This is a genomic window from Exiguobacterium sp. KJ 601, assembly GCF_027161185.1.
In the GTDB taxonomy this organism is placed as follows: Bacteria; Bacillota; Bacilli; order Exiguobacteriales; family Exiguobacteriaceae; genus Exiguobacterium; species Exiguobacterium profundum.
Genome location: NZ_JADHZG010000001.1, coordinates 913,366 through 937,288, shown reverse-complemented (window position 1 = coordinate 937,288; position 23,923 = coordinate 913,366). Strand labels below are relative to the sequence as shown.

General features: G+C 47.5%; 24 protein-coding genes. 1 reads left to right on the top strand and 23 read right to left on the bottom strand.

The features are described 5' to 3' along the window. Nucleotides 1-4: 4 nt before the first annotated feature. From recO to IRJ25_RS04675, 17 genes are all read right to left on the bottom strand, one after another. The gene (gene recO, locus IRJ25_RS04755; RefSeq protein ID WP_074036609.1) at nucleotides 5-754 is read right to left on the bottom strand and encodes a DNA repair protein RecO; all 750 of its coding nucleotides are present in this window, start codon (nucleotides 752-754) and stop codon (nucleotides 5-7) included. 3 nt (nucleotides 755-757) lie between these two features. After that, the gene (gene era, locus IRJ25_RS04750) at nucleotides 758-1,666 is read right to left on the bottom strand and encodes a GTPase Era (RefSeq protein ID WP_012726647.1); all 909 of its coding nucleotides are present in this window, start codon (nucleotides 1,664-1,666) and stop codon (nucleotides 758-760) included. A gap of 30 nt (nucleotides 1,667-1,696) precedes the next feature. Next, nucleotides 1,697-2,044, bottom strand: a complete 348-nt coding sequence (locus IRJ25_RS04745) for a diacylglycerol kinase family protein (RefSeq protein ID WP_074036607.1) — start codon at nucleotides 2,042-2,044, stop codon at nucleotides 1,697-1,699. Then, entirely contained in the window at nucleotides 2,041-2,517 is a 477-nt protein-coding gene (gene ybeY, locus IRJ25_RS04740; RefSeq protein ID WP_074036606.1) for an rRNA maturation RNase YbeY, read from the bottom strand. The genes IRJ25_RS04745 and ybeY overlap by 4 nt, the downstream gene beginning before the upstream one ends. Continuing rightward, on the bottom strand, nucleotides 2,495-4,582 hold the full coding sequence (locus tag IRJ25_RS04735; RefSeq protein WP_012726650.1) for an HD family phosphohydrolase: 2,088 nt from the start codon (nucleotides 4,580-4,582) through the stop codon (nucleotides 2,495-2,497). Before IRJ25_RS04735 ends, ybeY begins: the two co-directional genes overlap by 23 nt. Before the next feature lie 43 nt (nucleotides 4,583-4,625). Further along, nucleotides 4,626-5,597, bottom strand: a complete 972-nt coding sequence (locus IRJ25_RS04730) for a PhoH family protein (protein ID WP_074036604.1) — start codon at nucleotides 5,595-5,597, stop codon at nucleotides 4,626-4,628. A gap of 120 nt (nucleotides 5,598-5,717) precedes the next feature. Next, the gene (locus tag IRJ25_RS04725) at nucleotides 5,718-6,137 is read right to left on the bottom strand and encodes a hypothetical protein (RefSeq protein WP_214781505.1); all 420 of its coding nucleotides are present in this window, start codon (nucleotides 6,135-6,137) and stop codon (nucleotides 5,718-5,720) included. A gap of 5 nt (nucleotides 6,138-6,142) precedes the next feature. After that, nucleotides 6,143-7,129 (bottom strand): flotillin-like protein FloA, encoded by a 987-nt coding sequence (gene floA, locus IRJ25_RS04720; RefSeq protein ID WP_012726653.1) that lies wholly within the window; start codon nucleotides 7,127-7,129, stop codon nucleotides 6,143-6,145. Next, nucleotides 7,126-7,638 (bottom strand): NfeD family protein, encoded by a 513-nt coding sequence (locus tag IRJ25_RS04715; protein ID WP_031423231.1) that lies wholly within the window; start codon nucleotides 7,636-7,638, stop codon nucleotides 7,126-7,128. Before IRJ25_RS04715 ends, floA begins: the two co-directional genes overlap by 4 nt. Before the next feature lie 134 nt (nucleotides 7,639-7,772). Next, a complete protein-coding gene (locus IRJ25_RS04710) occupies nucleotides 7,773-8,222 on the bottom strand; it encodes a GatB/YqeY domain-containing protein (protein WP_214781507.1) in 450 nt (149 codons plus the stop codon). Nucleotides 8,223-8,255: 33 nt separating this feature from the next. After that, entirely contained in the window at nucleotides 8,256-8,450 is a 195-nt protein-coding gene (gene rpsU / locus IRJ25_RS04705; RefSeq protein ID WP_029334745.1) for a 30S ribosomal protein S21, read from the bottom strand. 74 nt (nucleotides 8,451-8,524) lie between these two features. Beyond that, complete coding sequence (gene deoC, locus IRJ25_RS04700) at nucleotides 8,525-9,190, bottom strand: deoxyribose-phosphate aldolase (RefSeq protein ID WP_012726656.1); 666 nt, start codon at nucleotides 9,188-9,190, stop codon at nucleotides 8,525-8,527. Nucleotides 9,191-9,269: 79 nt separating this feature from the next. Beyond that, on the bottom strand, nucleotides 9,270-10,148 hold the full coding sequence (gene rarD, locus IRJ25_RS04695) for an EamA family transporter RarD (RefSeq protein WP_074036593.1): 879 nt from the start codon (nucleotides 10,146-10,148) through the stop codon (nucleotides 9,270-9,272). Nucleotides 10,149-10,255: 107 nt separating this feature from the next. Then, the gene (locus IRJ25_RS04690) at nucleotides 10,256-11,413 is read right to left on the bottom strand and encodes a bifunctional cystathionine gamma-lyase/homocysteine desulfhydrase (RefSeq protein WP_269317850.1); all 1,158 of its coding nucleotides are present in this window, start codon (nucleotides 11,411-11,413) and stop codon (nucleotides 10,256-10,258) included. Next, entirely contained in the window at nucleotides 11,379-12,317 is a 939-nt protein-coding gene (locus IRJ25_RS04685; RefSeq protein WP_078147159.1) for a PLP-dependent cysteine synthase family protein, read from the bottom strand. Before IRJ25_RS04685 ends, IRJ25_RS04690 begins: the two co-directional genes overlap by 35 nt. 1 nt (nucleotide 12,318) lies before the next feature. Further along, nucleotides 12,319-12,786, bottom strand: coding sequence for an S-ribosylhomocysteine lyase (locus tag IRJ25_RS04680; RefSeq protein ID WP_269317849.1), 468 nt, complete (start codon nucleotides 12,784-12,786; stop codon nucleotides 12,319-12,321). 16 nt (nucleotides 12,787-12,802) lie between these two features. Continuing rightward, entirely contained in the window at nucleotides 12,803-13,426 is a 624-nt protein-coding gene (locus tag IRJ25_RS04675) for a class I SAM-dependent methyltransferase (RefSeq protein WP_269317848.1), read from the bottom strand. 308 nt (nucleotides 13,427-13,734) lie between these two features. On the opposite strand from IRJ25_RS04675, the gene IRJ25_RS04670 reads away from it, so the two are divergent. Continuing rightward, the gene (locus tag IRJ25_RS04670; RefSeq protein WP_269317847.1) at nucleotides 13,735-17,391 is read left to right on the top strand and encodes a S8 family serine peptidase; all 3,657 of its coding nucleotides are present in this window, start codon (nucleotides 13,735-13,737) and stop codon (nucleotides 17,389-17,391) included. Between the two features lie 47 nt (nucleotides 17,392-17,438). Here the strand turns inward: IRJ25_RS04670 and IRJ25_RS04665 are convergent, their stop codons facing one another. The 6 genes from IRJ25_RS04665 to hrcA all read right to left on the bottom strand — a co-directional run bounded on the left by IRJ25_RS04665 (nucleotide 17,439) and on the right by hrcA (nucleotide 23,849). Continuing rightward, nucleotides 17,439-18,188, bottom strand: coding sequence for a 16S rRNA (uracil(1498)-N(3))-methyltransferase (locus IRJ25_RS04665; RefSeq protein ID WP_214781514.1), 750 nt, complete (start codon nucleotides 18,186-18,188; stop codon nucleotides 17,439-17,441). A 3-nt stretch (nucleotides 18,189-18,191) separates the two neighbouring features. Further along, nucleotides 18,192-19,130, bottom strand: a complete 939-nt coding sequence (gene prmA / locus IRJ25_RS04660; protein ID WP_269317846.1) for a 50S ribosomal protein L11 methyltransferase — start codon at nucleotides 19,128-19,130, stop codon at nucleotides 18,192-18,194. An 18-nt stretch (nucleotides 19,131-19,148) separates the two neighbouring features. Next, a complete protein-coding gene (dnaJ, locus tag IRJ25_RS04655; protein ID WP_012726665.1) occupies nucleotides 19,149-20,255 on the bottom strand; it encodes a molecular chaperone DnaJ in 1,107 nt (368 codons plus the stop codon). A gap of 110 nt (nucleotides 20,256-20,365) precedes the next feature. Next, nucleotides 20,366-22,192 carry a molecular chaperone DnaK gene (gene dnaK / locus IRJ25_RS04650; RefSeq protein ID WP_159562505.1) on the bottom strand — a complete coding sequence of 609 codons (1,827 nt, stop codon included), beginning with the start codon at nucleotides 22,190-22,192 and terminating at the stop codon, nucleotides 20,366-20,368. A 29-nt stretch (nucleotides 22,193-22,221) separates the two neighbouring features. After that, entirely contained in the window at nucleotides 22,222-22,809 is a 588-nt protein-coding gene (gene grpE, locus IRJ25_RS04645; protein WP_074036578.1) for a nucleotide exchange factor GrpE, read from the bottom strand. Nucleotides 22,810-22,826: 17 nt separating this feature from the next. Continuing rightward, complete coding sequence (gene hrcA / locus IRJ25_RS04640) at nucleotides 22,827-23,849, bottom strand: heat-inducible transcriptional repressor HrcA (RefSeq protein WP_159562506.1); 1,023 nt, start codon at nucleotides 23,847-23,849, stop codon at nucleotides 22,827-22,829. Nucleotides 23,850-23,923: the final 74 nt, after the last annotated feature.

The window sequence follows — 23,923 nt, the reverse complement described above, 5'->3', positions numbered from 1 at the left end:
AAAGTCAATCCTCATTCAGATGAAGTCGAATCATTTGATCGAGCACCCGTTTCGTCTTTAATCGTAGTCCACTATACGATTCCATATAAGCATCAAAGAGCAGGCGCAAAAGGACTCTGGACTCATCCGATAGCGGAACGTTCCGAAACTCTGACAATTCGTGCTTACTCATCAAATAAAGTAGTTTCGCCAATCTTTCGGACAGCCGGATCACACCTTCTTCTGGATGTCGCGCACATAAAAAGCCACCGGACGCGACAGAGAAGTACATGGGATCCGTCACATCTCCACAGCGCACACATCCCGTCAAGACTGGGGCGACGCCTAATAGATGCAAAATACGTAATTCAACATAGTGCGTGATGACATCTGCGTCCATGCCCGCATTCAGTGCCTGCAAGGCATCCCGTAATATTCGAAACAATGGACGATTTTGGACACGATCCTCGACAGATCGATCAACAAGTTCTAACCAATACATCGCATATGCCATCCGTTCGACATCTTTTCGGATTTCAGGATAAGACGTCATGACGTCAGATGATTTTAACTGAGCGAGTCCTCGGCTAGACGGAAAGATATAGACACCTTCCACAAACGGCTGACTCGATGCGTGAAACCGGCTACCCGGTTTCTTTGCGCCCCGTGCCATGATCGCGACTTTGCCAAGTTCCTCTGTAAACAATGTCACGACTTTATTCGATTCCCCATAATTAACGGTACGAACGACGATTCCCGTGACTTTTTGTAACATGGCTCAATACTCGTCGTCGCGGAAACCGAGGTCACGAAGCTGACCCATCTTGTTACGCCAGTCTTTCTGCACTTTTACCCATAGGTTCAAATAAACTTTAGTCCCGAGAAGCGCTTCGATATCATGGCGCGCGTCTGTTCCGATTTCACGAAGCATAGCCCCTTTTTTTCCGATGATGATTCCTTTTTGCGAATCACGCTCCACCATGATCACGGCTTCGACATCAATCATCTCAGAGTTCTCACGTTTCTTGATCGATTCGATGGCTACAGCAATCGAATGAGGGACTTCATCGCGTGTCTTATGCAACACTTTCTCACGAATCATCTCTGAAATAATGAAACGCTCCGGGTGGTCCGTCACTTGATCGGCCGGATAATACATCGGTCCTTCAGGCAACAATTTCTTGATCTCACCTAAGAGCGGTTCGACGTTGTTGCCTTGTAGCGCCGAAATCGGGACGTACGCCGCGAAATCCAATTCGTTCGTATATTGTTCAATCACTTTCGGAAGTTCATCTGGATGGATTAAATCGATCTTGTTCATGACGAGAATAATCGGTGTGTCGAGCCCTTTGAGTTTCTCAATAATAAAGTCGTCGCCAGCTCCACGCGGTTCCGTCACGTTCACCATGAAGAGAATCGCATCAACTTCGCGTAATGCGTTCGTCGCCACTTTCATCATGAAGTCGCCAAGACGGTGTTTCGGTTTATGAATCCCTGGTGTATCGATGAAGATGATTTGGGAATCATCGGTTGTGTACACACCTTGCACCTTATTTCGTGTCGTTTGTGGTTTATCCGACATGATGGCAATCTTTTGTCCGATCACACGGTTTAAGAATGTCGATTTCCCGACGTTCGGTCGTCCGATAATCGAGACGAATCCGGATTTAAAATCTTCTTGATACATAATGCACCTGCTTTCTCTATTTCAGAACTATTAGTATAGCATGTTCCATAGCCGTGGACCGAATATTATGAGCGCCGTTACGGCAGCACCAAGTGAAGCGACTAAAACGGCTCCTGCGGCAACATCTTTCGCTTGCTTCGCGAGTGGATGGACGTCTTCTGTCACGAGATTAACCGTTCGTTCGATTGCCGTATTCATCATTTCCATGCTAATAACGGCAATCACCCACCCGAACAAGATGACAATCTCGAGTCTTGTCGGCTGTAACCAGATGGAAAAGACGAATACGAGAAAAGCTGACAGGAGATGGAGTCGCATGTTCCGTTCCGAACGAACGGCATGGAGGATTCCCTCACATGCCACACGGAACGGTCTCACACGTTGCCTCGCTTCAACTCAAAATGAGTGAGCACTTCTTCTTGCCTTGCCGTCATCTCCGCTTCTTCCTCAGGTGTCATATGATCATACCCAAGTAGATGGAGGAATCCATGAATTGCTAAAAAGCCGAGCTCCCGCTCAAACGAATGACCATAGTCAGCTGCCTGTTCTCGGCATCGTTCTACCGAGATGACGAGGTCACCGAGAAGATGTGGCTCATCTTCATCGAGCATGAAATCCATCTCGTCATCCCCCATCTCATCAAATGCGAAACTGATGACATCGGTCGGGGCATCTTTGCCTCGCCATTCTCGGTTCACTTCATGGATTTCCGCATTTGTTAAATACGTGACCGACAATTCGCTCGGCTCTTCCACCTCTTCTAGTTGGGCGGCATGTTGTAAAATCGACTCGACGAGCTCGATTTGAGATGTAGTTAACAATTCATGTTCATCGTTCGAGATGATTTGCATGTAATTCTCCCTCTTTCTTTAATTCTGGGTATTCGATTCGTTCGTGGAACAAGCCGGTCAGCGTCTCACACGCACTCTCTCCGACGCGCCAAATTTCTTTCGTCGTCAATTCACATTCTTCGAACTGCCCATCCGCCAACTTGTCGCGAATGATTGTTCGAACGAGCATTCGGATTTTTTCTGGCGTCGGTTGTTTCTGCGAACGGACAGCCGCTTCGATTGAATCGACGATCATGACAACGGCAGCCTCGCGCGATTGTGGCTTTGGACCTGGGTAGCGGAAACGAGACTCTAACACCTCTTTATCAGGATCTTCCTTCGCTTTAACGTAGAAATATTTCAATAAAGACGTTCCGTGATGCTGCTCTGCTATATCGATGATTTCTTTCGGTAACTTATAACGTCGCAACAGATCCGCTCCGTCATAAGGATGAGCCATAATAATGTCTGCCGATTCTTCAGGCGTCAAGCGATCATGAGGATTCCCTCCACCTTGTTGATTTTCAATGAAATGAAGGGGACGCTCCGTCTTCCCAAGATCGTGATAATAGCTTGCGACACGTGCGAGAAGACCATCTGCGCCAATCGCCTCACATGCGGACTCTGCCAAGTTCGCCACCATCATACTATGATGATACGTACCAGGTGCCTCCATTAAAAGTTTCCGCAGCAGCGGATGCGTCGGACTCATCAATTCCACAAGTCGACCAGAAGACAAGACGCCAAACCACGGTTCCAAAAATGGCAGGAAGCCAAACGTCAAGACAATGGAGAGCAAGGCGCTAATGACGGCAAATCCAGAAAGATACATCGCCATTTCCCAGGAAACTTGCACGTTCCGAAGTAAGAGTAACGCGATGACCATGATGATGTTGACGAAACCGAGCAACACCCCTGATAAGAATAGTCGCTTCCGCTGAATTTTCGGTTCAACTAAAAAGACAGCTAGAAAACTACCCGTCGCCACATACACGAGCGTCATGAAATTCGTGCTCTGTCCGAATGTGACAACGACACTCCCAGCAATCATCGTAATGAAGGCCGAGGCAAGCGCAACTCGTTCATCGATCAAGATGCGTAGAAGCAATACGACGAACGCTGTCGGCGCTAAAATATAGGCATATGTCGTAAAATCGACACCGATATATCCGACACCAAAAAAGATGCCGAGTTGTAAAAGTAGCAAGCCATAGACCGTCACTAAGATTTTCGGACTCAGTAACAGGTCTTTGATTTTCGAGCGGATGAGCATGAATAGAAACCCACCGGTCAACAATGCGCTGAGCAAGAATGACCCGAATAATGGTGCAAGGGAACGATTCGGATCGATGGCTCCAGATAGCTCTAATTTCCGATATATCTCTCGAGTCACCACCTCACCTTGACTGACGAGTAACTGTCCTTCTTGAATGATGACAGGATCGACAGCATCGACGGCTTCTTGTTCTTTTTGACGGGTCGCCTCAGAGTCAAATACATAGTTCGGTACGATGAGTTCATCGCTTAACGTTTTCGAAATGGCGCGGAACTCAAATGAGAGCGGCGATTGATCGATAATCGCTGCTGCTCGGTCTCGAGCCGCAGCGACCGCTTCATTACTCGTTTCAATCCGGTCGTCCATCACTTGTTGTAACGCAGTGACTGTGACATCTTCTACCGTTTGTCGGGTATCTTCACTCGCTTCAAGCAACGAATTCAACTCTTCATCAGCTAATACACCGTTCGCCTCTGTAGAATTTAGACGGTTTTTAATATCCGCCAGTTCAGTCTCCTCATCCGTTTGGTCGAATGCTGCGAACAACTGCTCGACTTTAGCGATTTGTTGGTCTGCAAATTCTTTTCTCAAGGAGAATTGACTGCCGACACCATTTGTCACTTCTTGTTTCAATCGTTCGGTCGCAACACGGTCCTCAACCGTGATCGGAGACCGAATATCCTGTTCGGCAATCCCAAGCGGTTCCACACTGATGATGGATGGGCGCACGGTAAAGTATAGAATGGCGCCTAATAAGAGAAAGAAAATCAACGAGATGGTCGCGACTGTCCAGTTTTTAGCTTGCTGCATTCGTGCCCCCCCTTTTCACGATCTGGTGACCTCACACGTACATTTAAGTGAGGTCCGTACTATAGGCGTTGATGATTTTCTTAACGAGCGGATGACGGACGACGTCAGACGCACTGAAGTGTTCAAAATGAATACCATCCACGCCTTCTAACAGGCGTAACGCTTCCTGTAACCCCGATGCCTTGCCTTTCGGTAAATCGACTTGGGTCAAATCCCCTGTGACCACCATTTTCGATCCAAAACCGAGTCGCGTCAAAAACATCTTCATCTGTTCTTTTGTTGTATTCTGGGCCTCATCCAAGATGACGAACGCATCTTCTAACGTGCGTCCACGCATATAAGCGAGCGGAGCCACTTCAATCGTGCCCCGTTCTAACAAACGGTTCGTCTGTTCCACGCCATACACATCAAATAGGGCGTCGTATAATGGGCGGAGATATGGGTCCACTTTCTCTTTTAAATCTCCCGGTAAAAATCCAAGGTTCTCTCCCGCTTCAACGGCAGGACGCGTCAAGATGATCCGTTTGACTTGCCCTTCTTTTAAGGCACGAGCCGCAAGTACGACAGCTAGGTACGTCTTTCCTGTTCCGGCTGGTCCGATACCAAAGACGAGATCACGTCGTTCAATCGCACGAACATACCGGCTTTGACCTACTGTCTTGGCACGAATCGGTTTCCCCTTATTCGTCGTAAAAACAACTCGTTCATAATGTTCGAGCAGTTCATCTCCCTTTCCGACTTGAATATGCTGGATGACGCTAATGGCATCACTTTCATTTAGACGTGCACCTTTTTTCACTAACGTCTGCAAGGTGATAATCACTTGTTTCGTTAATTCAAGAGCCTCAAGTGTATCGGCTTGAATAATCAACTCCTCACCCCTTGGGATGAGTGCCACTTTCAATTCTGTTTCAATCGCCTGGAACACTTCATCTTTCGGTCCGAGTAAAGCTTGTGCTTCGTTCGCATGTTCCATGACGAATGGTATTTTATCAGTCATAATCAATGGATGCATTGCCCCCTCATTAAAATCGGTTATTCCTCTTTTACTTTAGCACTATCACGCCTATCGTGAAAGAAAGACCGCGTAATTTCCACGCGCAAAAGGCAGTAACATGACGTCACTGCCTTCCGTTCACTTCTTCCGTTTCGAGATAGGAGGTTGTAATACCTCACTCCAAATGACAGCTTCCCGCATTCGCTTTTGTGAAACGTTCAGTTGTCTCGGTTTCTTTTCCTTTTGAATCGGTGGAATTTTAACCGCTTGTTCGAATTGCGCGCTCACTTTCGGCATCTCGACTTGACGTTCACGTGGAGCCGGTCGTTCTTCTACCGTTCGAGCGACTCGACGCCTCACCTTTTGTGGTGCCGGTTTTTCGTCCGAGTCATCGAATGCCGTTTCAATCTCTTTCATGACGTCCCCTACCGAATCCAAATAGCGTTTCAGTTCACTGCTTTGAGGACGGTCTCCAGAGGACGATGATTTTTCGAGCCTTTTCATCACTGCCGAGGCAATTCCGAAGGCGGCTAACAAGAGTACCCATAGTCCATCCATATCAATCACTCATTATCTGATTCAGAATCGACAGGTGCCCCAATCGCTTTTCGCATTTCTGTATCCGCTTGAACGTTCAAGTAGTTCACGTAATCCATGACACCAAGCTTTCCGTTTCGTAACGCTTCTGCCATCGCGAGTGGGACTTCCGCTTCGGCACCGACAACTTTCGCACGCATTTCTTCTACTGAAGATTTCATTTCTTGTTCGCGCGCAATCGCCATCGCGCGACGTTCTTCCGCCTTCGCTTGAGCGATTTTCTTATCTGCTTCTGCTTGGTCCGTCTGCAAGACCGCGCCGATGTTCTTACCGATATCGATGTCGGCAATATCGATCGAAAGAATCTCAAACGCTGTTCCTGAATCCAAACCTTTTGTGAGGACAGTCCGTGAAATCATATCCGGATTCTCTAGTACGTGCTTGTGGTTGTTTTGTGAACCGATTGTCGACACGACCCCTTCACCGACACGGGCGATAATCGTTTCTTCCCCCGCACCACCGACGAGACGATCGATATTCGCACGTACGGTAATGCGTGCTTTCGCCTTCACTTCAATCCCATCCATCGCGACACCCGCAATAAATGGCGTTTCAATGACTTTCGGGTTAACTGACATCTGTACAGCCTCGAGGACGTTACGTCCTGCCAAATCGATGGCAGCAGCCCGTTCGAATGACAATTCAATATTCGCACGGTGCGCCGCAATCAATGCGTTCACAACGCGGTCTACGTTACCACCAGCCAAGAAGTGACTCTCAAGTTGGTTCGTGTTTAATTCAATTCCTGCTTTAACCGCTTTAATCAACGGGTTCACGATTTTCGAAGGAATAACGCGACGAAGGCGCATTCCAATCAATGTGAAAATCGAGACGTGGACGCCCGCTGCAAACGAACTGATCCATAGTCCGACTGGTACGAACGTGAAGAATACGGCAAGTGCAATCAATCCTCCACCTGTAATGAGTAAAGTTGTCAGTAATTCTGGTGTCATTCTGTTACATCCTCCTTCGGTTCTACAAAGCTTCGAACGACAATCCGTCCAGAATCCACTTTATAAACCTGAATTTTTGTCTGCTGATCGAGATAGCCACCTTCCGTCACGACATCAAGTCGTTCTCCGTCGATTTCGGCAGTACCGGCTGGGCGAAGTGGTGTCAAGGTGACTCCCACTTTCCCAAGAAGCTGTTTTCGATCTTCGTGGGACAAGTAGCCTTTTTCAGTCGATGTCGAATCCGTCAAAATCAACCCTTTATAAATGAGCGGACGATTCGTACTCAAGCGACGGTATGCCCAAAAGCCGAGACCTGTTAGTACCGCTGCCGCTAGACCAATTGATAGCCATAATTGACCGATCGTCGCACCAGCCATAATCAAACTCGCAACGACGGCTCCGATCCCAAGCAAACCGAACAATCCAAACCCTGCTACGAACACTTCAATTCCAAGAAGGACGACTCCGACAAAAAAGACTGTCAGAATCACTCCGAGACCAAATGTCATCGTCTTGCTACCCCCTTCCAAATTCAAAGCTATCTCCTATCTCTAGTGTATACGAAACAAGATTGAATGTGGTTTCAGAATACGCAAAAAAAAGCAGAAACTTTCGGTTTCCCGAAAAGTAACTGCTTTTTTCATCAATTCGTCAATTGTTGTTTGACGATTCGGTTCACAAGACCACCGTCTGCCTTGCCTTTGACTTGCGGCATGACGACGCCCATCACCTTACCCATATCTGATGGAGCGGTTGCATTCGTTTGAGCAATTGCTGCTTGGACGATGGCGGTCACTTCATCTTCTGAAAGTTGTTCAGGCATATAGGCTTCTAGGACGACAATCTCTTCTGCTACTTTGGAAGCAAGGTCTTCACGACCAGCGCTTTCGAATTCTCGGAGGGAGTCTCTGCGCTGTTTCATCTCTCGGTTGAGCACCGTGAGTTCCTCTTCCTCGGTAAGATCTTGACGACCTAGTTTGATAGCCTCATTTTGGAGCGACGCTTTGACCATCCGGATTGTCGTAAGACGATCCTTTTGTTTCGCGCGCATGGCTTGCTTCATGTCGTCCGTCAAGCGTTCTTGAAGACTCATGAGCCAACACCCTCTCTACAAATGAAACTGGAATCAGAATTTCTTACGCTTACGCGCAGCTTCTGATTTCAATTTACGTTTTACGCTTGGCTTTTCGTAGTGACGACGTTTACGAACTTCGGCAAGTGTGCCATCTTTCGAAACACCGCGTTTGAAACGACGAAGAGCGTCTTCAAGCGATTCGTTTTTACGGACACGAGTTTCCACTAGTTTTCCCTCCCTCCGAATTACACGACTAAGGAAACGTGTTTCACACGTCATATCATATTATAGTGAAATTAAGTCGTGTGGTCAACCACTTATTAATAGTCGCTGTCTGAACGTCCACCAGTGACAATCGCGATACCTGCTGAAGCACCGATACGTGTCGCACCAGCATCGATCATCGCTTTCGCACCTTCGAAGTCACGGACGCCACCTGAAGCTTTTACGCCGATGTCAGGTCCGACCGTCTCACGCATGAGGCGAATGTCTTCAACTGTCGCGCCACCAGTCGAGAAACCAGTCGATGTTTTGACGAAGTCTGCTCCAGCTTTCACTGAAAGTTCGGCAGCTTTTTTGATTTCTTCTTTTGTAAGCATGCATGTTTCGAAGATGACTTTGACGAGTGTACCGTTTGCCGCTTCGACAACCGCACGGATGTCACGTTCTACGAGATCGTAGTCAGCATCTTTGAGTGCTGCGATGTTGATGACCATGTCTACTTCATCTGCTCCATTGGCAATCGCATCTTTTGTTTCAAATGCTTTTACCTCAGGTGTGTTTGCACCAAGTGGGAAACCGATGACTGTACATACTTTGACATCATCATCTGACTTGAGTTGTTCTGCTGCATATTTGACCCATGTCGGGTTGACACAAACGCTTGCGAATTTGTATTCGAGCGCTTCTGCACAAAGTGTTGTAATTTGATCTTTTGTTGTTTCAGCCTTTAAAGCTGTGTGGTCGATATAACGGGCTAATTCCATGATTCATTTCCTCCTCTGACAAATAAGTCTGACATCTAACATATTACCATGTTTTGATGAGATGTAACAGCTTTCAAATCTAAATCAACTGACGACGTTTACGAGCGACGACCCAACTGTTCCAACTAAAGAAGAAAATAGCGAGCCAAATGCAGGTGAAGGCAAAGACATGGTATGCCGTGAACGGTTCATGGTACATGACGACCCCGATAATCAAGCTAAGTGTCGGTGCGATAAATTGAAGAAACCCGACAAGCGTGAACGGGATATGTTGTGCACCGTACCCAAACAGGAGAAGAGGTAACGCCGTGACCACGCCCGTTCCAAGAAGGGCGATCCAAATGACAGGCGACATGTTATACGCAATATTGTCGGTGACAACTTGATTTCCTAGGAAGAGCAATGCCACCGGGACCACCGCCAGCGTTTCAATTCCTAGGCTGACCGTAGAAGCAAGAGGACGTCGTTTCTTCACCATTCCATAGAATCCGAACGTACTCGCCAAGACGAATGAAATCCATGGGAACGTGCCGTATCCTAACGTCAAAACGAGGACGCCAATTGATGCAATCCCAACGGCCATCCATTGGACTCGATTTAATGATTCCCGAAAGACGAGCACCCCTAACACCATACTGACGAGAGGATTGATGTAGTACCCGAGAGAAGCTTCAATGATATATCCGTGATTGACAGCCCATATGTATACAAACCAGTTGGCACTGACGATGAATCCGTTCAACATGAATGCGTTTCGTGTAGCCGGATGTCGAAGTGCGTAACCGAACTCTTTCCACTGATTTGTCCATCTCAGAACGAGTAGAATAAATAAAAATGACCAAACGATTCGATGTGCTAAAATTTGACCGCTCGGTACTTCTTGCAAAAATTTCCAATAAATCGGAAGGACGCCCCACATGACGTACGCCCCGATTGTCGTCCATACTCCCTTATTCACACGTTCACCCGCTCTCTTACAAGTTAAAGACAGTTTAGTCGATGAAAGACTCCCGATACAAGACTTTTGTTTCATGAAAAAAAGGCGCGAAATCGCGCCCTGACCGTTTATTGGTTCACTTGTTCAATTGCTGTTAATGCTTGTGCCAAGTCTTCGATCAAGTCATCAATGTCCTCAAGTCCGACCGAAATACGGACGAGCCCATCGGTGATGCCAAGTTCCGCTCTGCGTTCGGCTGGAATCGAGGCATGTGTCATGCGTGCCGGAACACTAATCAAACTCTCAACCGCTCCTAAACTTTCTGCGAGCGTGAAGTATTTCGTCTTCGCTACCATCATTTCTGCCGCTTCCGCTGAACCGACATCAAATGCGATCATCCCACCGAATCCACGTGCCTGCGATAAATGAATCCGCTTCGCTTCCTCACTGGATACACTTGGATGGAGCACGCGTGATACAGACTCGTTCGACTGAAGGAATTCAACCAATGCACGTGCATTCGATTCAATCTCTTCCATCCGAACAGCCAACGTCTTGATTCCCCGTACAACAAGGAAGCTATCTTGTGGTCCAAGGACTGCGCCAACAGAGTTTTGAAGAAACGCCAAAGCTTCGCCCTGCTCTTCCGTTCGCGCGACAACAAGTCCCGCTACGACGTCACTATGTCCGCCTAAGTACTTTGTGGCACTGTGAAGGACGTAGTCTGCACCAAGATCAATCGGATTTTGGAAGTAAGGGGTCATAAACGTATTGTCCACGACGAGTAACACATCTGCTTCATCGGCAATCGTACGCATCGCCCGAATGTCCGTCACGTTCAAGAGAGGATTTGTCGGGGTCTCGACATAAATCATTTTCGTGTTCGCTTGAAGCGCATCCCGAACCGCTGCTTCATCGGATGTATCGACAAAAGTTGCTTCCAAGCCTCGTGACTGAAATACTCGATTGAATACACGGTACGTTCCTCCATATACATCAGACCCGACGATGACGTGGTCTCCAGATTTCAATAACATAAGCACCGTCGAGATGGCTGCCATCCCAGATCCGAATGCAAATCCTTGCACACCGCCTTCGATGTCGGCAATCAATGTCTCTAATGCCGTCCGTGTCGGGTTTGCTGAACGTGAGTATTCGTACCCTTCCCGCAAGTTACCAATCCCGTCTTGCTTATACGTGCTCGTTTGATAAATCGGTGGCGTGACGGCCCCTGTCAACGGGTCCGTCGTTTTACCGCCGTGAATGAGTGCTGTCTTTGTACGCATGTTCTGCCTCCTTGACAATTCCTTGACTTAAATATCGTTCTGCACTATCAGGCAAGATGGTGACAATCGTGCCTTCCGTTAATTGATTCGCTTCTTTTACACATGCTGCAATGGCAGCCCCTGAAGAACTACCGATGAGCAAACCTTCCTGTTTCGCTAAATGTGCCACGTAGTAGAAGGCTTCCTCATCTGTAATGGTATGAATCGCATCGACGTAAGCCCTCTCCAAAAAGGGTGGCCATTTTTCGACGCCGATTCCTTCTGTTTTATGTGGTCCTGGTTCACCGCCATTCAAAATGGAACCGACCGGCTCCACGACGACAGTTTTCGTTCCAAGTGGCTTTAATGATTTGGCGACACCGGTGAATGTTCCACCTGACCCCGCTCCCGCTACAAATACGTCAATTTGTGGCACATCTTTCAACAACTCATGGGAAAGGATGTCGACGTAAGCATCCGGGTTATCCGGGTTCGAGAACTGTTCTGGGACATAGGCGTCATGTTCTTTAGCCAACTCAATGGCATGTGCGATTGCGCCCTTCATGCCGAGTTCCGTCGGCGTGTTGACGACTGTTGCTCCGAGCAGTCGCATCAATGCCTGCTTCTCTTGACTGAATTTTTCAGGAGTGACCGTCATGAGGCGAATCCCGAATCGTTGGCAAGCGAGCGCAAGCCCGATCCCCGTATTGCCTGCTGTCGGTTCGATCACCGTTCCACCGGGTGCCACATCGCCACGCTCGATCGCCCGTTCAATCAAATTCATCCCGAGTCGGTCTTTAACACTCCCACCTGGATTCATCATCTCGAGCTTCCCGTACACTTTTACATTCGCTGGTACAGGAAGCGTTTGAAGTTCAATGAGCGGTGTGTCTCCGATGAGTTCATAGACGTCACGGACAATCATCTTATGCCTCGTCCTTGAAGACGATATGCCATTCATCTCGTTTTGCGAGCATGTCTGCCGCTAATTTTTTGGCACCTTCGAAATCATGATGATTCGCATTCCCACATTGAACAAGGTTTTGCGCCGGTAGTTCCTCAGCGTTCATCGCATCACGCAGCGTCGCTTCCACGAGGTCAAGCATTCGTTCGTAGTTCCCATCATTGAGCATCGTCCAATAGAAGCCTGTCTGGCAACCCATCGGCGAGATATCGACGATGTCTTCAGAATGATTGCGACTGTTCTCGGCAATCAAATGCTCAAGTGAATGAACCGCGCGCATCGGCATGAGTCCTTCGTTCGGTTGAATGAAACGAATATCGTATTTATAAATCGTGTCTGCTGTTCCCTCTTTCACACCAGCTAAACGGACAAAAGGCGCCTGTACTTTCGTATGATCCAAGTTAAAACTTTCAACATTATATGTTTTCATGAGTAATTCCTCCTCGTTATTTAGTGGCTATTACGAGCCAGACAAACTTGTTTTTCTGCGTCATCGTCACGTTGTATCCGTTCTCTTCTAACATGGAACGAATCGTTGACGTATATGGATAGTATTCACGATTTAAATCTTCGACGAGGTCCGAGTACCCTTTCGCAGTCGCCCAATCGATGATGTCCTGACGAGCTGCTGGTGACTCAAACATCGTATCAAGCAACACGAACTTCGGGTGTTCCCAGTCTTCGACATATCGACCAATGGCCGTGGCCTTTTCAGAATCTGTCAAGTGGTGAAAAGCATATGACGATACGATCGTATCTACATGTGATAACTTCGGATATCGGAGAAAATCACCTTCGAGTACTTCAATCCCCAACTTTTCAATAGCAATTTGTCGCATTTCCGGCGACGGTTCAATCGCCATCAACGGATGCCCTTTTATAATTCGACTGCTCAAGTTTCCTGTTCCGACACCAAACTCAAGTACCCTTCCTTCGACATGTAGGGCAACCTCATCGAGCATTTGCTCATATCCGATGAACACTTCGTGATATTGCTCATCATGCCCCTCGACCGTCGTATCATAATCCTTTGCCCAATCCTTAAAGATGTCCATGAATGGTAAGTTCATATCGCTACCCCAATCTTAATTCTTACTAATTTGATATGTTTTATTGGTATTTAACTTTAACGTTACATTAACAGGTTTTTTTATTCATTTCAAGTCATTCGCTAGATTCACGCATCATATGCAATTGGATATAGGTCTTATGTGTTAGGTCTTTAGTAATTGTCAGAACATTAAAATTTGTGCAAAAACACTTACCTATTTTACAAATAAATCCACTCTTTTTTATCTGAATAGCGATATGATAATTCTCAATGTAAGTCTATGTTTTATTTTTTACAGGTAATAACAAATTTTAGGGGGTCCATACGTTGTCACGAAAAAAAATCTATTTAAACGCTTCACTCGCCACATGCATCGCCTTGTCACCTGCACTGATTCAAGCTGGAACAACTTCTGTTTCAGCAGAAGCTTCCGTTAAACCGAAATTGGTTCTTGAGAAAAAACAGAAAAAAGTTCGGGTCGTTGTAGAGCTCGTCGGGGATCCTGCCATTGCCGAAGCCGCTCAAAAAGGAAAGAAATTTAATGAATTGTCGAAATCAGAGCAAAATAAGGCACAACAATCTGTTCAATCAGAACAAAAACGTGCCAAGTCCGCCTTGAAGAAACAAGGCGTAACGGCTACACCGATTGAAGAATTCACGACCGTCTTTAATGGCTTCTCTACATTCTTGTCTACAAGTGAAATCGCCAAAGTCGAAGCATTACCTGAAGTGGCGACCGTTCACATTGTCAACGAGTATGAGCGCCCAGAAGTCAAACCGGATATGATCACGAGTAATGGCATGGTTCAAGCCGAACAAACGTGGGGAGATTACGGGTTTGCCGGAGAAGGTACTGTCGTCGCCGTCATCGATTCTGGAATCGACCCTGAGCACCGGGATTATAAGATCACAGACGCCAAAACGGCAGAGTTGACTCAATCTGAGATCAATCAAGCCATCACATCGTTCGGTCTCCCAGGCGAATACGTCAACGAGAAAGTTCCATACGCATATAACTACTACGATGAGAACAATGACATCAAAGATGATTCACCTGGCGCTTCCATGCACGGACAGCACGTTTCCGGTACAGTTGCCGCAAACGGTGACTTAGAAAACGGTGGGATCAAAGGTGTCGCACCGGAAGCACAAATTTTGGGATTGAAAGTATTCAGTAACGACCCGAACTATGCGTCTACATATGGAGATATCTATATCAAAGCAATTGATGATGCCATTAAACTCGGTGCTGACGTCATCAACATGAGCCTCGGATCAACAGCCGGTTTCGTCGATGCCGATTCTCCAGAGCAACAAGCCGTTCAACGTGCTGTCGACAACGGCATCTTTATGTCGATTTCTGCTGGGAACTCCGCATACTTCGGTCACGGATTTGACTTGCCGACTGCTTCAAACCCAGATACGGGCGTCGTTGGGGCACCGAGTGTCAGTCAAGCGTCTACATCGGTCGCCTCTCTTGAGAACGATCAAATTCAATTGGATGCATTCCGAGTCGGTGATGAGAAGATTGGATGGAAGAAACAAGACGGCCCTGCCTTCAAAGAAGGAACATACGACATCGTATATGTCGGAGACGGACAACCGGAGAATTATGAAGGAAAGGACGTAAAAGGAAAACTCGTCCTTGCTGTTCGCGACGGCGGTTACTTCTACTCGCAGATCCAAAAAACAGCTGAAGCGCAAGGCGCAGCAGGTGTCATCGTACGTGGTGCGGTCGGTCACGGCGATTATGTCTCGATGGCTCTCGATCAACCTCAAATTCCGATGGCTTCACTCAGCATCCAGGACGGGAATGAACTGAAAGACAAGTTAGCAGACGGTCCGCTTCAAGTGACGTTTGCCGGTGACCGCATCAGTGTCAATAACCGTTCAGCCGGTGCGATGTCTGATTTCACATCGTGGGGCGTCACACCGAACCTTGACTTCAAGCCAGAGCTTTCTGCTCCAGGTGGCCAAATTTTCTCTACGTTCAACGATAACCAATATGGGTTGATGAGCGGAACATCGATGGCAGCACCACACGTTGCCGGAGGGGCGGCCCTCGTCCTTGAGCGTGTGGACCGTGACTTCAAATTGAGTGGAAAAGCACGTGTCACGATGGCGAAAAACTTGTTACTCAACACGTCGAAGCCTGTCACAGATATCGGACCGTATAACCAAGAATTGAAACAATCACTCCCATACTCACCACGTCGGGCCGGAGCAGGTCTCATGCAATTGCATGCAGCCGTCACCTCTCCTGCTGTCGCATATGAGAAGTCGACAAAAGAAGCAAAAGTCGCTTTAAAAGAGTTGTCGAAGAGCAAAGCATCGTTCACGATCGTCGTCGAGAACACGTCGACTGAATCGTTAACTTATGATGTAGCCGCATCGTTGCAAACGGATCTCGCTGTCAAAAACAAAGACGGAATCGTTCAAAATGCGATGGAAGCGCAAGCACTTCAACAAGCGATCATTAAAATTAACGGATCAAACACAAGTAAAGTCACGTTGAAAGCAAAACAGAAGAAGGAAATTAACGTTTCAATCGATGTCTCGAAAGCAAAAGTGTTGAATCCTGAAACATTGGAAGGCACTGTATCCGCTAAATCTGTCTTTGAGAACGGCTATTTCGTCGACGGATTCCTTCGTTTGACTGATCCGCGCGGTACAGATGGTCATCCATCTCTCGTCGTTCCAATCGTCGGATTTGAAGGGGATTGGGGCAAAGCGCCGATCTTTGACGAGACAATCTATGGAGAAGGCGCATTCTATGGCGTCTCTGGATTGGTGGATGCAGAAGGAAACTACTTAGGTGAAAAACTAGATGAATCTGTGGCTAGCGAAGCGGTTGCCATTTCACCGGACGGAGACGGGTCGAAAGATACGGCTACTCCAGTCTTCTCGCTATTACGCAATGCGAAAGACATCAAATATCGCGTCGTAGATGAGAAAGGGAACGTCCTTCGCACCCTCAAGATGGAAGACGAATTGAGAAAGAACTACTTCGATGGTGGAAGTGGTGATTATTACTATTACGCAGCGGATAACGCTTGGGACGGAAAATTGAATGGGAAGATGGCGCCAAAAGGCACATATTACTATGAAATCGAAGCAAGCATCGATTACATGAAGAAACAAGCTCAAACGATGCGCATCCCTGTCAAAGTAGATTACACAGACCCACGCTTCACGCTTCGTTGGGACGACAACGTAGCAAGCGTCAAAGCGTCGGATGACTTTGCTGGAATCAACGGTATCGAATTCCTCATCAACGGGAAAGTCGTGGCAAAAGAAGCGAAAGCTTCAGCGAACTTCACACTTGAACAGCCGCTCGAGACTACAGATCAGCTTTCAGTTCGTGTGTCAGACAATGCCGGGAACGTGATCACTCGAAATGTTTCAACAGAAAATGATGCGGCCAAACCTGGTATCTTTGTCGATGCACCACTCGCCTTGTCTCCTTACGGTACATCCATCGTTCCATTGATCGGTCAAATCAAGGATGCCTCTGAAATCGCATCGTTCACGGTAGACGGGGTCGACGTACCACTCAAATATGACGTGTCAGCGAAACAATATACGTTCAATACGACACGCACATATAAGGATGGTTTCCACAAAGTCCGCTTTGTCGCAGAAGACACTGCTGGGAACGTGACGAACTTCGTCCGCCCAATCTTTGTCGACTCAACGAAAGCAACATTGTCGGTGACAAACGTACCGAAGAACGTATCGGCTAAACAGAAGTCTGTAAACGTGAAAGTTCAAGTAAAGGATAACTTCGACGAAATCAAGCTTCGGGTCAACGGGGACTTGAAATGGAACTATACGTTGAAAGAACCATACGCGATGCGTGCATTCTCACGCACGGGAACAATCACACTTCCAGTGACAGCGAAAGGAAAGAATACCTTCACGTTCGAAGTGACCGACCTTGCCGGGAACGTCACGAAAAAAGTAATTACAATTAACAAAAAATAAGCGATACAAAAAACGGATGACCTCAATCAGGTCATCCGTTTTTCATGTCATTTGTTGAGTTCAAGCGCGAAAGAAATCGCAGATAATGCATAAAGCGGCGCCGTTTCAGACCGAAGAATGCGTGGTCCAAATGCACATGCAGTCGCTCCAGCCTGAGTCCATTGATTGATTTCATTCATATCGAATCCACCTTCAGGTCCCGTGATGACGAGAAAGCGTTGTTTCGGTTTCAGTTGAGTCAACAGTTGTGCGAAAGCAGACTGTTCCCCTTCTTTTGCCGACTCTTCATACGCGATGATGACGGCATCATAGCCCTCCATTTTCTGATGAAGCTCTTTCGGAGAGATGTAGGAACACGTCGGTACTACGGCACGATAGGATTGTTCAGCCGCTTCTTGCATAATCTTTTGAATCCGCTCCACTTTTTTCGGAGCTTTTTTCCCATCCCATTTGGCGACAGAGCGCGCTGATTCGAACAACAACAGATGGTGAACGCCAAGCTCCGTCGCTTTTTGGGCGACGAGCTCGACTTTGTCCCCTTTCGGGAGTGCATACGCCAAAGTCACCTCGATTGGCAACTCAGTCGTCGCCTGTCGCGATGACGTGACTTTCGCTTCCCCGCTCTTCTTCTCAAGCGATGTCACGACACAGGCATACTCAACACCTGTACCATCCAACAGGACCATCTCATATCCAGGACCTTGTCGTAAGACTGTACCGATGTGGTGGACCACGTCTGAAGGAAGGATCACCGCTTCGCCTTTAAAGGCTTCTTTTGTCAAAAAATAACGTTGCATAACTTACCCCTTCTTGGCGATAATCGCGACCCAGTCTTCCATCACGCGCGTCTCTTCAATCTCAAATCCAGCAGCGACCAAAGCATTCGTCACTTCAGCCCGCTTCTCTCCGATAATTCCAGAGGTGATGAAGCGCCCACCTGACTTCGTACGTGCATAGGCGTCTTCGATGAAAAGGAGAATGACGTCAGCAAGAATGTTCGCTACGACTAAATCGTACTCGCCTTCCACACCTTTCAGAAGATCACCTGTGTCCACTTGAACGAGTTCGCCCACTCCGTTCGTCTCAACGTTTTGACGAGCAGCTTCGACTGCGACCGAGTCTAAGTCTAGTGCCTTTACCTTCGTTGCACCAAGTTTTGCTGCTGCAATCGACAATACACCCGATCCTGTACCGACATCAATGACACGGTCACCTTCCTGGATGTAGTTCTCAATCGCTTGAATGCAGAGCATTGTCGTCGGATGCGTTCCTGTGCCAAACGCCATACCCGGGTCAAGCAAAATCACATTCTCTTCCGGCTGCGGGGTGTACTCTTCCCATAAAGGAACGATGGTTAGTTGTTGCGAAATCTTTACCGGCTTATAATACTGCTTCCAAGAGTGTGCCCAGTCCTCTTCATCGATTTCAGCGACCGAGACGTCTCCAGATCCGATGTCGAGCATCGTGCGAAGTCGTTCGATTTCTTTTTTAAGATTCGAAAGTAAATCTTGAAAATCACCTGAGGCCGGGACATACGCTTTGACGTGTACGCCAGAAGTTGGATACGTTTCACGATCCGAAACGTCCCAAATTTCTCCGAAATGGTCCTCCGCCATCATTCTGTCGAAATCTTCCACGTCCTCGATGACGACACCTTGTGCCCCCACTTCGTGTAGTAAATTGGATACTGCTTCTACCGCAAGTTGTGTCGTGTGGACACAAATTTCAGACCATTTCATCGTTCGTACACACTCCTTTTAGTGACTAAAGAACTTTTTCATTTTTTGGAACATGCCATGTTCCTCTTCGACACCGGACTCTCCGCTAATTTCTTCAAATTCACGCAGTAACTCTTTTTGACGGTCTGTCATGTTTTTCGGCGTCATCACGATGACACTGACATACTGGTCACCATTTGCACCACCACGAACACTCGGCATTCCTTTACCGCGTAAACGGAATTTCGAACCGGTTTGTGTCCCTGCAGGTACTTTCAAGCTCACATTCCCGTGAACTGTTGGTACTTCGATTTCCGCACCGAGAGCAGCCTGGGCGAATGTAATTGGCATATCCATTGCGATGTGTTGGTCGACACGTTCAAAAATCTCATGTGCTCTGACACGAACGACGACGTATAAGTCTCCTGCTGGACCACCGTTCACGCCTGGACCACCTTTACCAGAGAGACGAATCTGTTGACCGTTATCGATACCGGCTGGGATTTTGACCTCGACGGTTTGTTTCTTCTTCACATGACCTGAGCCATGGCACGTCGGACATTTTTCTTTAATCGTCTTACCACTTCCGTGACACTGGCTACATGGACGCTGATTGACCATACGACCGAGAATCGTGTTCTGTTCGACCGTTTCGACGCCGCTACCGCCACATCGATTACACGTTTCCGGTTTCGTGCCCGGTTTTGCTCCACTTCCCATACACGTGTCACATTCTACTTCGATTTCGAGTTCAATCGTCTCTGTTTTACCTGTGACACTTTCCATAAAGTCGAGATCGACGACGTACTGGTAGTCTTCACCGCGACGTGGAGCATTCGGATCTTGACGGCGCCCACCACCTCCAAAAAACATGTCAAAGATATCTCCGAAGCCGCCTTGGAAGTCACCGCCTCCTCCGAACTGATTGGCCCCTTCGAAACCGAATCGGTCATACTGGGCCCGTTTCTGTTCGTCTGAGAGTACTTCATACGCTTCACCAATCTCTTTGAACTTGTCGGCAGCATCTGCTTCTTGGTTGATGTCCGGGTGATATTGACGGGCTAATTTTCGATATGCCCGCTTGATGTCTTGTGCTGAGGCCGACTTGTCGAGCCCGAGCACTTCATAATAATCTCGTTTCGCCACTATTCTCGCTCCTATCCTCACTAACTACGTATCGATTTTACCGATTCTACCTTAACATGGAAAGAGCCAAAGCAGAAACCTGCTTTGGCGCTCTCCTTTACAACGGCTGTTTATTTACGGTCGTCGAGATCCTCAAACTCTGCGTCCACGACATTATCGTCCTGTTTCGCTTCCGCTTGTGGTTCTGCGCCTTCAGCACCTTGCTGTTCAGCCATTTTAGCATATACTTTTTGCGTCAACTCTTGAACGACAGCTGACAATTCGTCTTTGGCTGTACGGATCGCCTCAAGGTCTGAACCTTCGAGAGCAGTTTTCGCTTTTTCTTTCGCAGCTTCTGCTTTTTCTTTGTCCGCCTCTTCTACTTGCTCACCAAGATCTTTGATCGCCTTGTCTGTCGCGAAGACGAGTTGGTCTGTTTCGTTGCGAAGTTCTGCTTCTTCTTTACGTTTGTTATCTGCTTCTGCGTTCGCTTCGGCTTCTTTCACCATACGCTCGATTTCAGCTTCATCGATACCTGAAGATGATTGGATTGTGATCGATTGTTCTTTGTTCGTACCGAGGTCTTTCGCCGATACGTGAACGATTCCGTTTGCATCGATATCGAATTTAACTTCGATTTGTGGCACACCACGTGGTGCTGGTGGAATATCCGTCAATTGGAAGCGACCAAGTGTCTTGTTGTCTGGTGCCATCGGACGTTCCCCTTGAAGAACGTGGATGTCAACAGCAGGCTGGTTATCGGCTGCAGTCGAGAACACTTGTGATTTCGATGTTGGGATTGTCGTGTTGCGATCGATGAGTTTCGTCATCACGCCACCCATTGTCTCGATTCCAAGTGAGAGTGGAGTCACATCGAGAAGAACGACGTCTTTCACGTCTCCAGCAAGAACTCCACCTTGAATTGCTGCACCAAGTGCAACGACTTCATCCGGGTTTACCCCTTTGAACGGCTCTTTCTTCGTGAAGTCGTGGATTGCTTTTTGAACAGCAGGGATACGTGTCGAACCACCAACGAGAATGATCTTGTCGAGGTCAGATGGTGTGAGTCCTGCGTCTTTCAAGGCACGGCGCGTCGGTTCCATTGTGCGTTCGACAAGGTCAGCCGTCAATTCTTCAAATTTCGCACGTGTGAGTGTCATCTCCAAGTGGAGTGGCCCTGCTTCACCTGCTGTGATGAACGGAAGGCTGATATGTGCACTTGTCACACCTGAAAGGTCTTTCTTCGCTTTTTCAGCAGCATCTTTCAAACGTTGAAGTGCCATCTTGTCTTTGCCGAGGTCGATGCCGTTCTCTTTTTTGAACTCTGCAACGAGGTAGTCGATGACTTTTTGGTCGAAGTCATCTCCACCGAGACGGTTGTCACCAGCTGTAGCGACAACTTCGAATACACCGTCACCAAGCTCAAGGATGGAAACGTCAAACGTACCACCACCGAGGTCATAGATCAAAATCGTGTGGTCTTCGCCTTTATCAAGACCGTAAGCGAGTGCCGCAGCTGTTGGCTCGTTGATGATTCGCTTGACATCAAGACCAGCAATCTTACCAGCATCTTTTGTCGCTTGACGCTCCGCGTCGTTGAAGTATGCAGGAACTGTGATGACGGCTTCCGTGACTGTTTCACCGAGGTAGTCTTCAGCATCTTTTTTCAACTTTTGCAAAATGATTGCCGAGATTTCTTGTGGTGTGAATTTCTTGCCGTCTACGTCGACTGTATGTGACGTTCCCATGTGACGTTTAATTGATTGGATCGTATTCGGGTTCGTGATGGCCTGACGTTTCGCGACCTCACCTACTTGACGCTCTTCTCCTTTGAATGCAACAACCGAAGGAGTCGTACGGTTACCTTCTGCGTTCGAGATGACGACTGCTTCGCCACCTTCCATTACTGCCACACATGAGTTTGTTGTCCCTAAGTCAATACCGATAATTTTACCCATCGTTTATTCCTCCGTCTCGTTAAGTAGTATTATTCTGCAACTTTTACCATGCTCGGGCGAATGACTCGACCGTGCATCGTATATCCTTTTTGAAGCTCCATCGTCACGATACCTGACTCGAACTCATCGCTCGGTTCTTGCATGACTGCTTGATGGAAATTCGGGTCGAACGGCTGTCCGACTGCTTCAATCACTTCGACTTGCTCAGCATTTAATACGTCAAGCAGTTGACGATGAATCATATCGACTCCTGATTGAATCTGCTTCGCATCCTCCGAAGTTGCGTTTACTTGAAGTGCACGCTCAAAGTTGTCAATAAGCGGAATCAATTTTTCAATGACAGACTGTGAAGCAAACTTGACGCGTTTGGCGTTCTCTTCGTTCGTCCGACGACGGAAGTTGTCAAAGTCGGCACGAATCCGAAGCTCGCTCGCTTTCAATGCTTCGATTTCTTTTTGTAAGTCCGTCCCCTCAGAACTTTCTTCCACAATCTCAGCATTTAAAACCTCATCTTCATTTGATTCAGTCGACTCATTCTCTTCTGTTTGTGTCGAGTCTACAGATTTTTCTTCAAGCACGTCATCTTGTTCATGCCCGTTTTGGTGATCTGCTGTCATAGTAAAACTCCTTTCCGTCACTCATCTAGTTTCGTTCGTCGCAACGCTTCGATAATTTGTCCCATCATTTGGACACCATGACGGTAATTCATACGCGTTGGACCAATCATAGCGATTGTACCGAATGTTTTTCCGTCTAGTGTATAATCCGAGGTGATGACACTACAATTTTGAAGGGCGACAATTCCGTTCTCGCTCCCAATGCTCACATAAATCTCGCGATTTGGCAACGATTCGAGCCAGTGTGTCAATCGTTCTTGCTCATCAATCCATTCTAGGAATGGACGTAACGTGTCGAGCGTCTGAAACTCGGGTTGGTTGAAGATTTTCTTCTTGCCACCCAAATAGAGTGAGGATGGCGTCTGTATTCCGACCGTTGATTGAATCAGTTGCATCATGTTCTCGTACTGCTGTCGCTGAGCAAGTTGCAATTTGGCAACTTCTTCGCCGATACGGATTTTCAATTGTCCGATTGGCGTTCCGACAAGGCGGTCGTTCAGTAGTCGAATCGTTTCCTCGATGACGTCTGGAGCGACACGCGATTCAAACATGACAGTACGATGCTCGACATGACCTTGATCCGTGACGATGAGAACAACACCACGCCGCTCGTCTAATGGCATAAAGTCCACACGGGCCAACGTTTCCATTTGGCTATTTGGACCGAGGGCGACCGTCGTATAATTGGTCAAATCAGAAAGGAGATCTGCAGCTTGTCGAATCAGGATTTCAGACTCTTTTGAAGATTGTTTTAACCGTTCTTCTAGTCGACCGGTCTCCCGTTCGTCGATAATTTGTTTCTCGACGAGATGGTCCACATAATATCGATAGCCGACCTCTGACGGGATACGACCTGCAGAAGTATGCGGTTTTTCAATCAGCCCCATGTCTTCCAAATCGGCCATATCATTCCGAATCGTTGCTGAACTAAACGTCAAATCGTCCCGTTTCGACAACGTCCGCGAACCGACCGGCTGAGCCGTCTGGATGTAATCATCAATGATGGCTCGAAGAATGAGCAATTGTCGATTTGTCAGCACAACATCACTCCTCTCTGAAAAAGTTACCCCGCTTTATTAGCACTCATATTTAACGAGTGCTAATCACACTTCAA

Bases quoted from the DNA above. Each gene is read 5' to 3' on its own strand.
- IRJ25_RS04735 (WP_012726650.1), bottom strand. From the start codon at position 4,582: ATGCAGCAAGCTAAAAACTGGACAGTCGCGACCATCTCGTTGATTTTC.
- IRJ25_RS04710 (WP_214781507.1), bottom strand. From the start codon at position 8,222: ATGAGTCTTCAAGAACGCTTGACGGACGACATGAAGCAAGCCATGCGC.
- IRJ25_RS04725 (WP_214781505.1), bottom strand. From the start codon at position 6,137: ATGGATGGACTATGGGTACTCTTGTTAGCCGCCTTCGGAATTGCCTCG.
- grpE (WP_074036578.1), bottom strand. From the start codon at position 22,809: ATGACAGCAGATCACCAAAACGGGCATGAACAAGATGACGTGCTTGAA.
- prmA (WP_269317846.1), bottom strand. From the start codon at position 19,130: ATGAAATGGTCTGAAATTTGTGTCCACACGACACAACTTGCGGTAGAA.
- dnaK (WP_159562505.1), bottom strand. From the start codon at position 22,192: ATGGGTAAAATTATCGGTATTGACTTAGGGACAACAAACTCATGTGTG.
- IRJ25_RS04715 (WP_031423231.1), bottom strand. From the start codon at position 7,638: ATGACATTTGGTCTCGGAGTGATTCTGACAGTCTTTTTTGTCGGAGTC.
- recO (WP_074036609.1), bottom strand. From the start codon at position 754: ATGTTACAAAAAGTCACGGGAATCGTCGTTCGTACCGTTAATTATGGG.
- deoC (WP_012726656.1), bottom strand. From the start codon at position 9,190: ATGGAATTAGCCCGTTATATCGACCACACAGCTTTAAAGGCTGAAACA.
- IRJ25_RS04685 (WP_078147159.1), bottom strand. From the start codon at position 12,317: ATGATTGTCCGTGACGTCTATGAACTCATCGGAGACACACCGCTCATT.
- ybeY (WP_074036606.1), bottom strand. From the start codon at position 2,517: ATGCAAATCATCTCGAACGATGAACATGAATTGTTAACTACATCTCAA.
- era (WP_012726647.1), bottom strand. From the start codon at position 1,666: ATGTATCAAGAAGATTTTAAATCCGGATTCGTCTCGATTATCGGACGA.
- IRJ25_RS04665 (WP_214781514.1), bottom strand. From the start codon at position 18,188: ATGCAACGTTATTTTTTGACAAAAGAAGCCTTTAAAGGCGAAGCGGTG.
- IRJ25_RS04680 (WP_269317849.1), bottom strand. From the start codon at position 12,786: ATGAAAACATATAATGTTGAAAGTTTTAACTTGGATCATACGAAAGTA.
- IRJ25_RS04690 (WP_269317850.1), bottom strand. From the start codon at position 11,413: ATGCGTACAAAGACAGCACTCATTCACGGCGGTAAAACGACGGACCCG.
- floA (WP_012726653.1), bottom strand. From the start codon at position 7,129: ATGACACCAGAATTACTGACAACTTTACTCATTACAGGTGGAGGATTG.
- IRJ25_RS04675 (WP_269317848.1), bottom strand. From the start codon at position 13,426: ATGAACTTACCATTCATGGACATCTTTAAGGATTGGGCAAAGGATTAT.
- IRJ25_RS04730 (WP_074036604.1), bottom strand. From the start codon at position 5,597: ATGCATCCATTGATTATGACTGATAAAATACCATTCGTCATGGAACAT.